The organism is Phenylobacterium sp. (assembly GCF_035276905.1).
GTDB lineage: Bacteria > Pseudomonadota > Alphaproteobacteria > Caulobacterales > Caulobacteraceae > Phenylobacterium.
Window position 1 is genome coordinate 1 of sequence record NZ_DATELG010000112.1, and the last position, 9,593, is coordinate 9,593.

At 71.0% G+C, this 9,593-nt stretch carries 7 protein-coding genes; 3 read left to right on the forward strand and 4 right to left on the reverse strand.

Annotated elements, in window-relative coordinates; all coding sequences use genetic code 11:
* Window positions 1-1,118 (forward strand): family 16 glycosylhydrolase (locus tag VJS38_RS05105; RefSeq protein WP_324087073.1); only part of this gene is annotated, 1,118 nt, incomplete at its 5' end.
* A 121-nt stretch (window positions 1,119-1,239) separates the two neighbouring features.
* Here the strand turns inward: VJS38_RS05105 and VJS38_RS05110 are convergent.
* On the reverse strand, window positions 1,240-2,658 hold the full coding sequence (locus VJS38_RS05110) for a mannose-1-phosphate guanylyltransferase/mannose-6-phosphate isomerase (protein ID WP_324087074.1): 1,419 nt from the start codon (window positions 2,656-2,658) through the stop codon (window positions 1,240-1,242).
* 184 nt (window positions 2,659-2,842) lie between these two features.
* Here VJS38_RS05110 and VJS38_RS05115 point away from each other — a divergent pair, with 184 nt between their 5' ends.
* A complete protein-coding gene (locus VJS38_RS05115; RefSeq protein WP_324087075.1) occupies window positions 2,843-3,982 on the forward strand; it encodes an AGE family epimerase/isomerase in 1,140 nt (379 codons plus the stop codon).
* Window positions 3,983-4,046: 64 nt separating this feature from the next.
* Here the strand turns inward: VJS38_RS05115 and VJS38_RS05120 are convergent, their stop codons facing one another.
* From VJS38_RS05120 to VJS38_RS05130, 3 genes are all read right to left on the reverse strand, one after another.
* Window positions 4,047-5,519 (reverse strand): glycosyltransferase family 39 protein, encoded by a 1,473-nt coding sequence (locus VJS38_RS05120; RefSeq protein ID WP_324087076.1) that lies wholly within the window; start codon window positions 5,517-5,519, stop codon window positions 4,047-4,049.
* Window positions 5,516-6,649, reverse strand: a complete 1,134-nt coding sequence (locus VJS38_RS05125; protein WP_324087077.1) for a glycosyltransferase family 2 protein — start codon at window positions 6,647-6,649, stop codon at window positions 5,516-5,518. Before VJS38_RS05125 ends, VJS38_RS05120 begins: the two co-directional genes overlap by 4 nt.
* Before the next feature lie 138 nt (window positions 6,650-6,787).
* Window positions 6,788-7,792, reverse strand: coding sequence for a class 1 fructose-bisphosphatase (locus VJS38_RS05130; RefSeq protein ID WP_324087078.1), 1,005 nt, complete (start codon window positions 7,790-7,792; stop codon window positions 6,788-6,790).
* A gap of 226 nt (window positions 7,793-8,018) precedes the next feature.
* On the opposite strand from VJS38_RS05130, the gene VJS38_RS05135 reads away from it, so the two are divergent.
* A partial coding sequence (locus VJS38_RS05135; RefSeq protein WP_324087079.1) for a PBP1A family penicillin-binding protein occupies window positions 8,019-9,593 on the forward strand: 1,575 nt, incomplete at its 3' end.

Sequence of the window (9,593 nt, forward strand, 5' to 3'; positions counted from 1 at the left end):
TCGCCCAGGAGTACGGCTACTTCGAGATGAAGGCCCAGCTGCCGGCGGGCCAGGGCCTGTGGCCGGCCTTCTGGCTGATGCCCACCGACGGCTCGTGGCCGCCGGAGCTGGACATCATGGAGGTGCTCGGCAACGACCCGAGCAAGCTCTATACGACGGTCCACACCAACCAGACCGGCTCGCACACCATGTCGAGCCAGGGCGAGGCGGTGGCGGACATGTCGAGCGGCTACCACACCTATGCGGTGGACTGGGAAGCCGACAAGATCACCTTCTACTTCGACAACAAGCAGGTCTACCAGGTCGACACCCCGGCGGACATGCACAAGCCGATGTACATGATCGCCAACCTGGCGGTCGGCGGCAGCTGGCCCGGCTACGTCGACGGCACCACCCCGCTGCCGGCGAACATGAACATCGACTACATCCGCGCCTACGACTCCAACCCGTACACCAACGGCGGCGCGGTGGCGGACACCGGCACGACCGGGTCGACAGGCTCCACCGGCGGCTCTTCGGCGCCCGTGAGCACGAACACCCTCACCGGGACCGCGGGCGCGGACAGCCTGACGGGCTCGGCCGACGTCGCCAACCACATCCGCGGCTGGGCGAGCAACGACGTGATCGTCGGCGGCAACCAGTTCAACGACATCAACGGCAACAAGGGCGACGACACCATCGTCGGCAAGTCGACGGTCGGCGACTGGCTGCTCGGCGGCCAGGGCAACGACCAGATCGACGCCACCGCCTCCACCGGCCACAACCTCCTCAACGGCAACCTCGGGAACGACACGCTCTCGGGCGGGGCGGGCGGCGACACGCTGCGCGGCGGCCAGGGCGACGACGTGATCCACGCCGGCACCGGCAACGACTGGATCTCGGGCGACCTGGGCAACAACACCATCTTCGGCGGCCAGGGGAACGACACGTTCCACGCCAGCGCCGGCCACGACACCATCAACGGCTGGCACGCGGGCGACCACGTGCAGGTGGATGCGGGCGTGACCTACCAGGTCACCCAGGTGAACGCCGACGTGCACATCACCTTCTCGAACGGCGGCGAGATCGACCTGCTCAACACCCAGCAGACGTCGCTGCAGTCGGGCTGGATCATCTGACGCACAAGGCGCCTATGCTTTTCCGCCGGTTCGGCGCCTTCTCGAGGGCCGGGCGGGGCAATGCAGAGCAACACGGAGCGGTCGGGCGCTTGCGCCTGACCGCTTTGTGCTGTCCCGGGCTTCAGCTGCGGGCGTAGGCGTCCTCGAAGCGGACGATGTCGTCCTCGCCCAGGTAGGGACCGGACTGCACCTCGATCAGGTTCAGCGGCACCTTGCCGGGGTTGGTGAGACGGTGCGTCGAGCCCAGCGGGATGTAGACGCTCTCGTTCTCGGCCAGGAGCCGGGTCTCGCCGTCGAGGTGGACCTCGGCGGTGCCGTTCACCACCACCCAGTGCTCGGCGCGGTGGAAGTGCTTCTGCAGCGACAGCCTGTGGCCTGGGTTGACGGTGATCTGCTTGACCTGGAAGCGCTCGCCCTCGGTCACGCCCTCGTACCAGCCCCACGGCCGGTAGACCCGCCGGGTCTGGACGGCGGCGCCGTGGTTGGAGGCGCGCAGCCGCTCGACCACCGTCTTGACGTCCTGGTCCTTGTGCCGCTTGGCCACCAGGACCGCATCGGCGGTGGCCACGACGATCAGGTCCTCGACGCCGACGGTGGCGATCAGCGGGCCCTCGGTGCGCAGGTAGGAGCCGCGGGTGTCGACGGCGAGGGTGTCGCCGATCTCGACGTTGCCCGCGCCGTCGCGCTCGGCCAGCTTCCAGAGCGCCGACCAGGCGCCCACGTCGCTCCAGGCGAAGCTGGACGGCACCACCGCGGCGCGCGCGGTCCGCTCCATCACCGCATAGTCGATCGAGATCGACGGGCTCTTGGCGAAGGCCTCCGGGTCGAGCCTGAGGAAATCCATGTCGCTCTTGGCGACGTCCAGCGCTTCGCGCACCGCGGCCAGCACCGCCGGCTCGTGCGCCTCCAGCTCGGCGATCACGGCCTCGGCCGGCAACAGGAAGATGCCGCTGTTCCACGAATAGCGGCCGTCGGCCAGATAGCCTTCCGCGGTGGCAAGGTCCGGCTTCTCGACGAAGGCCTCCACCCGCCGCGCCGCGCCGTCCAGCACCTCGCCGGCGCGGATATAGCCGTAGCCGGTGGCGGGACTGTCGGGCTGAATGCCGAACAGCACCAGCGCGCCCGCACGCGCCGCGGCGCTGCCGGCCTCGATCGCGTCGAGGAAGCCCGCCGGGTCCGGCACGGCATGGTCGGCCGGCATCACCAGGATCAGCGCGTCCGGGGCCGTGCGCGCCGCGATCAGGGCGGCGGCGGCCACGGCCGGGGCGGTGTTTCGCGCCACGGGCTCCAGCACGATGGTCGGCTGGGTCTGGCCGATCTCGCGCAGCTGTTCGGCGATGACGAAGCGGTGCTCGGCGTTGGCGATCACGGTGACCGGGTGGAACAGGGCCGGATCGGCGACCCTGAGCGCGGTCTCCTGCAACATGGTCCGCGGCCCGGCCAGCGGCAGCAGCTGCTTGGGAAAGCTCTCGCGCGACAGCGGCCACAGCCGCGAGCCCGAGCCGCCCGACAGGATCACCGGAAAGATCTTCGCCGACATGGCGCCTCCTTGGCCCGCGCCCCAACGGGCAGGACATGATGACCACCTTCTCATAACGGGAAGTTCGCGGTCTGGCGAAGGCGCCCGACAACGGCTCCAACCAAATGATCGCAAATGCCGCGCAACGGGTGACCTGCGCAGTCGGGCTCGGCTATCACAGCGCGAATTCTGCCATTGGAGCCCCATGACCGGCCAATTCCCCACACTCGCCGCCGCGGCCTCCTGGCACGCGGCCTGGCTGGAGGAGGCGGCGTTGCCGCTGTGGGCCGTGGCCGGCGTCGACGGACTGCGCGGCAGCTTCCAGGAGGCGCTGACGCCGGAGGGCGAGCCGCGGCCCGCACCCCGCCGCAGCCGGGTGCAGACCCGGCAGATCTGGGTCTATGCGACCGCCGCGGCGGCGGGGTTGGGCGATCCTGGCCATGCCGCGCTCGCGCGGCGCGCCTACGGCTTCTACGGCGCGCATTACCGGCGCCCCGACGGGCTGTTCGCCCGCCTGGCCGACGTCGAGGGCGAGCTCCTCGATTCGACGGGGGCGCTTTACGAGCAGGCCTTCGCCCTGCTCGCCATGTCCGCCCTGGAGCAACTGGAGCCGGGCGGTTTCGAGCCCGACGCACTCGCCTTGCGCATGGCGCTGGACTCGATGCGCCACGCGGCCGGCGGCTTCCGCGAGGTCGGCCCGCAGCCGTTCCAGGCCAACGCCCACATGCATCTGCTCGAGGCGGCGCTGGCGTGGGAGGGCGCCGGGGCGGACGGCGGCTGGAACGTGCTCGCCGACGAGATCGCCGAGCTGGCGCTGGCGCGGTTCGTCGCTCCACCCGCCGGCGTGTTGCGCGAATTCTTCGACGCCGACTGGAACCCCCTGGAGGACGCTGCGGGCGGACTGGTGGAGCCAGGCCATCAGTTCGAATGGGCCTGGCTGCTGCACCGCTGGGGGCGGGCGCGGGGGCGGGAAGACGCGGCGGAGGCGGCGAGGCGGCTCTACGCCACGGGCCTCACCGGCGTCGAGGCGAGCTCGGGAATCGTCGTCAACGCGCTCTGGTCGGACCTTACGGTGCGCGACGCCGGCGCGCGGCTGTGGGGCCAGACGGAATATCTGAAGGCGGCGCTGCTCTTCGGCGACGAGCCGGAGGCCTTGCGCGCCGCCGGCGGCCTGGCGACCTATCTGCAGACGCCTTGCCGGGGGACCTGGCGCGACAAGCGCACGGCGGACGGCGGCTTCGTCGCCGAGCCGGCGCCGGCGACCTCGTTCTACCACCTGCTGGGCGCGATCCTGCCGCTGTCGGCTCGACCATTCGCAGCCGAAGTGGATGCCGGTTCGGCGTAGCGAATGGTCTTGCTTCAAAGACTTATGAGCGTTCGGCGGTTCGTTCGAACCGCCGAACGCGGGCTTAAGGCTCGTCGCCGGACTTGGCGCAGCCCTGCCTCAGCACGTCGCGCTTCGGGGCGGAGACCCGGAACAGGGCGTAGCGGGTCCAGCGGCTGCGGCCGCCCGCGCGGTCGATGATCCCCAGCGGCTGGACGACGCCGAAACAGCGCTGCAACTCGACGGCCTTCAACCGTCGCTCGAGGTCGAGCACCAGGCCGGGACCGGAGAGGTCGGCGGACGCCTGCCAGCCGAAATAGCGGTCGCGGTCCTGGATCTGCACGACCGGTGCGCGGACGGCGCCGGCGAAGTCCAACTGGGCGGCCACGCCATAGCTTAGGACGCCGACCCAGGCCGCTCCCTGGGCGCGGCGTTCGGCCTCCACCGCGCGGGCGAAGGCCGGCCAGCCGCGCAGATGCAGCGCCGGGTCGGACGGGCCGAGCCGCGGCCAGGGCGTGGCTAGGTGCGCGAGCAGCAGGGCGGAGAGGCCGAGGCCGAGCGCCGGGACCGCGCGGCGCATCCAGACGGGCCCGCTCTCCGCGGCGAAGGCGGCGGCCAGGGCCAGCGCGCCGAAGGCGGGGACCGGCCAGTGGCCCTGCACCCGGTCGTGCAGGCTGTGGACCGTCAGGTAGAGCAGGAAGGGCGCGGCGACCGCCAGCGGCAGCAGCACCCGCGGCGCGTCCGCAGTCCTGCGGTCCCGCCACGCCCGCGCCGTCCCCCGCGCCGCGAAGACGGCGAGCAGGGGATTGAGCAGCAGGAACTGGGCACCCAGAAACTCCGGCGCGTCGGCCAGGTGCAGGCCGTGGCCGCCCACCCGGCCGAACTGCTTGTCGAAGGTCAGCCAGCCGTGGGTCGCGTTCCAGGCCACGTTGGGCGCGAAGGCCAGCAGGGCCAGCGCCGCCGCCAGCCAAGGCCAGGGCCGCTTCAGCTCGGCGAGGCCGCGCGGCGTCGCCAGGAGCCACATGAACACCCCGGGCGCGAGGAACAGGCCCGAGTATTTGGACAGGCAGCTGAGGCCCGCGGCCAGGCCCGCGCCCAGCCACCAGCGCCCGTCGCCTCGCTCCCAACGCCTGGCGAGGCACCACAGGGACAATGTCCAGAAGAGGCACGCCGGCGTGTCGGGCGTGGCCAGCAAGCCGCCGAGCGCCACGGTGAAGGTCGCATTGTACCAGAGCGCCGCGCGCTCCGCCGTCGCCTGGGCCAGGCCCAGCCGGCGCGCCAGGTCGCCCACCAGCCAGGTGGTCAGGCCGGTGGCCAGGGTGGGCAGCAGGCGCGCACCCAGCGCCGTGTCGCCGGCCACGAGCTCGCCCAGCCGGATCCACCAGGCGATCATCGGCGGATGGTCGAGGTAGCCGGCCTGCAGGTGCTGGGCCCACAGCCGGTAATAGGCCTCGTCCTCGGTCAGCGGGATCAGTCCGGCGGCCAGGAGCCGCACGGCCGTGAGGCCGGCGGCGATCAGGACCAGGCGGCCGCGCGCTGCGCCTGCGCCGGGGTTCACCACACCGCTCTGGAGGTGGTGACGTAGTTCCAGGCCGCGGCGACCACGGCGCCGGCGACGCCCGCCACCCACCACGCCGGCCCACGCTCATAGACCATGGTGGCGACGGCGACGTTGGCGGCCAGCGGGATGCTGCACAGGAAGACGAACTTGAAGTAGCCGCTCACCAGGCCGAAGCCGCGCTTACGCCGGTCGCGGTAGGTGACCGCGTTGTTGATCAGGTAGTTCCAGGTCATCGCGCCGAGCGCCGCACTGGTCTGCGCCCCCGAGAAGCCCAGAGGCAGCATCGAACGCAGGATGGCCATGTGGACGACGAGGCCGCTGGCGCCGACGATGGCGAACATCAGAAAGCGCGGCGAGATCGCGTCGCGGGTGAACTTGGCGGTCAGCAGGCCCAGGTACTGCACGACCACCCCGTTATCGAGCTTGCTGGTCCCGGCCTCGCGGGCGCGGAACTGGTAGGGCAGCTCGATGAAGCGCGGCGGCCTGTCCTGGCAGGCGACGATGTCGAACAGGACCTTGAAGCCGGCGGTGTCGAGCTTCGAGGCGACGGCCTCGACCAGCTCGCGGCGCAGCATGAAGAAGCCGCTCATCGGATCGGTGAGGGGAACCCGCAGCACCTTCTGGCCCAGCCAGTTGGCGAAACGGCTGCCGGCTTCACGCGTGGCGCCCAGGGCCGAGGCGTCGGCCTCCGGACCGCCGACATAGCGGCTGCCCACGACCAGTTCGGCGCGGTCCTCGGCCAGCGCCGCCAGCATCTTGGGCAGCAGGCGCTCGTCGTGCTGCATGTCGCCGTCCATCACCGCGACGAAGGGCGCAGCCGAGGCCATGACGCCCTCGATCACCGCGCCGGCCAGGCCACGGCGGCCGATCCGGTGCAGACATTCCACCCGGCTGTCGAGGGCGGCGATCGCCTTCACCACGCCGGCGGTGTCGTCCGGCGAATCATCGTCGACGAAGATCACCTGCCATTCGACGCCGGCCAGGGCTGCCTCGAGCTTGCGGACCAGGGGCTTGACGTTGGCCGCCTCGTTGAAAGTCGGAACGACGACCGTGAGCTCCAGGGGGCGGGCAGGGACGGCGGCTGCATCCGTCCAGCGATCGGCTCGGTCCGCTTGGGTCTGCGGCAAGTACGGCTCCTGGGCGTCAACAGGCGACCCCGACGAGCCTGCGGTCGTCGGCGGTCGGACAAAACCGCAACCCGAGGGCGTTGTCGAGGCGGCAGAAAGCCTCTCTATCCCGGAAAGGCTAGGGCCTGATTAAGGCCCTTAGGCGGGCTGCAGCGCATCGGCGTGCAGCCGCTGCAGGCGGTCGACCTCGGCCTTCGAGCCCAGCATGACCGAGACGCGCTGGTGCAGCGAGACGGGCTTGGCGTCGAGGGTCGGGCCGAAGCCGTCGAACGAGGCGCCGCCGGCCTGCTCGACCAGCAGCGCCATCGGGTTGGCTTCGTACATCAGGCGCAGCTTGCCAGCCCGGTTCGGCTCGCGCGCGTCCCACGGATAGAGGAAGACGCCGCCGCGCATCATGATCCGGTGCACGTCGGCCACCATCGAGGCCACCCAGCGCATGTTGAAGTTCTTGCCCCGCGGACCGGTCTCGCCGGCCAGGCAATCCTCGACGTACTGGCGCACTGGGGCCGCCCAGTGGCGCATGTTCGAGGCGTTGATGGCGAATTCCTTGGTCTCCGGCGGGATGGCCGCGGCCTCGTTGACCTCCAGCCACTGGGCGGTGACCGGATCCAGGGTGAAGACGCGCACGCCGGCGCGCAGCGTCAGGACTAGCGTCGTCTGGGGCCCGTAGACCACATAGCCTGCGGCGACCTGGTTGCGGCCCGGCTGCAGGAAATCGGCCTCAATCGGCTCGCGCTCGCTTGCCGAGGTCGGGGCCGGCAGGATCGAGAAGATGGTGCCGATCGAGACGTTGACCTCGATGTTGCTGGAGCCGTCGAGCGGGTCGAACAGCAGAAAGAAGCCGCCGTCGGGTCCGAGCTTCCGGACCGGGTGGATGCCTTCCATCTCCTCCGAGCCTATGGCGACGAGGCGCGCGGCCGGCGCGCAGGCCTCGAGCAGGATCTCGTTGGAGATGACGTCCAGCTTCTTCTGCACCTCGCCCTGGACGTTCTCGCTCTCCAGCGCGCCCATGATGTCGCCGGCCGCGCCCCTGCGCACCGCCGCGCTGATTCGCTCGCAGCCCCCCGTGAGCGCCAGCAGCAGGTCGACCAGGCTCGGATCCGCGCCGGATTGCGCGAGATACTGGCCAAGCGTGACGGTCATCTAAGCTCTCTCCTCCACCTGCCCAACCGCCTACATACGGCCAAGGTTCGCGCCACCCGGGCGCAAGTTCGCGATCTTGAAGCATGCGAGACCCGTGTTGGCCAGTCGCGCGGATTACCGCGAATTATCTTTCTCCCTGCATGCTTGCGCGACAGAAGGGGCGTCGCGGTTTGCTACGGTCGCGCCGCATCCGCCATCCGGTCTGGAACCTTAAGGAAACGCCCGCGTGATCGCCGCCGCGCTCGCCGCCCTGTCGCTCAACCTTCCCGCGCCCGAGCTTCCCGACCTTCCGCCGATCCGGCGCGACCCGCAGATCACCTACCTCGACCGGTCGGGCGCGGTGCTGGGCGTCCGCGGCGGCCGCTACGCCCCGCCGGTGAACCTGGCGCGCCTGCCGCCCTACGTCCCGGCGGCCTTCGTCGCCGTCGAGGACCGGCGGTTCTACGAGCACGACGGCTTCGATCCGCGCGGGATCGCCCGGGCCATCGTCAGCGACCTGACCCGCGGTCGCGCCGCCCAGGGCGCCTCGACCATCACCCAGCAGCTCGCGCGCAACCTCTATCTCAGCTCCGACCGCACCCTGCAGCGCAAGGCGGACGAGCTGCTCTATGCGATCCAGCTGGAGCGGACCTATTCGAAGCAGCAGATCCTCGGCCTGTATCTCAGCCGGATCTACTTCGGCTCCGGCGCCTACGGGATCGAGGCGGCGTCCCAGCGCTACTTCAACAAGCCGGCCGCGAAGCTGACCCTGCGCGAGGCCGCGATGCTGGCGGCCATCCCGAAGTCGCCGACCGGCTATGACCCCGCCGACCATCCGGAGGCGTCCGCCCAGCGCTCGCGGCTGGTGCTCGACGCCATGGTCGAGACCGGCGCCATCACGCCGGCCCAGCGGGCCAAGGCGCTGGCCCAGACGCCGAAGGTCTATGTAAATCCGCCGAACGACGCGGCGCAGTACTTCCTCGACTGGCTGGACGGCGAGACCCGGCGGACCGTCGGCCAGCCGAAGCAGGACTTGGTCGTCGAGACCACCCTGGACGCGGCCTACGAGACCGCCGCGGCCGACGCCGCCCGTGCGTCGGTGGCGCGCTACGCCAAGCAGGGGATCGGCCAGGCGGCGATCGTCTCGGTGGACGGGCAGGGCCGGATCCGCGCCTTCGTCGGCGGGACCGACCATGGCGCCGCCCCGTTCGACCGGGCGGCCGACGCCCGGCGCCAGGCGGGCTCGGCCTGGAAGCCCTTCGTCTATCTGACCGCGCTGGAGGCCGGCATGACGCCGGACAGCCCCGTCGTCGACGAGCCGATCGTCATCGGAACCTGGTCGCCGCGCAATTACGAGGACGGCTATCTGGGCCCGATCACCCTGCAGACGGCGCTCGCCCAGTCGCTGAACACGGTGGCGGCCCGCCTCGCCGACCAGGTCGGGCGGACCAATGTCGCGGCTGTCGCGCGCCGGCTGGGGATCGCCTCGCAGATCAACACCGACCCGGCGATGGCGCTCGGCACGACCCAGGTCTCGCCGCTGGAGATGGCCCAGGCCTATGCCGCCTTCTCCAACGGCGGCCAGCGGGTGACGGCCTATGGGCTGGAGCGGATCCGCACGACCGGCGGGACGGTGGTCTGGCAGCGCCGCCCCGCGGCGCCGGTGCAGGCGATCGCCAATCCGCCGCTCTCCGAGCTGCAGCAGATGATGCGGGCGGTGGTGGGCTACGGCACCGGCGTTCGGGCGCAGATCCCCGGCCGCGACGTCGCCGGCAAGACCGGGACCACCTCCGACTACCGCGACGCCTGGTTCTGCGGCGTC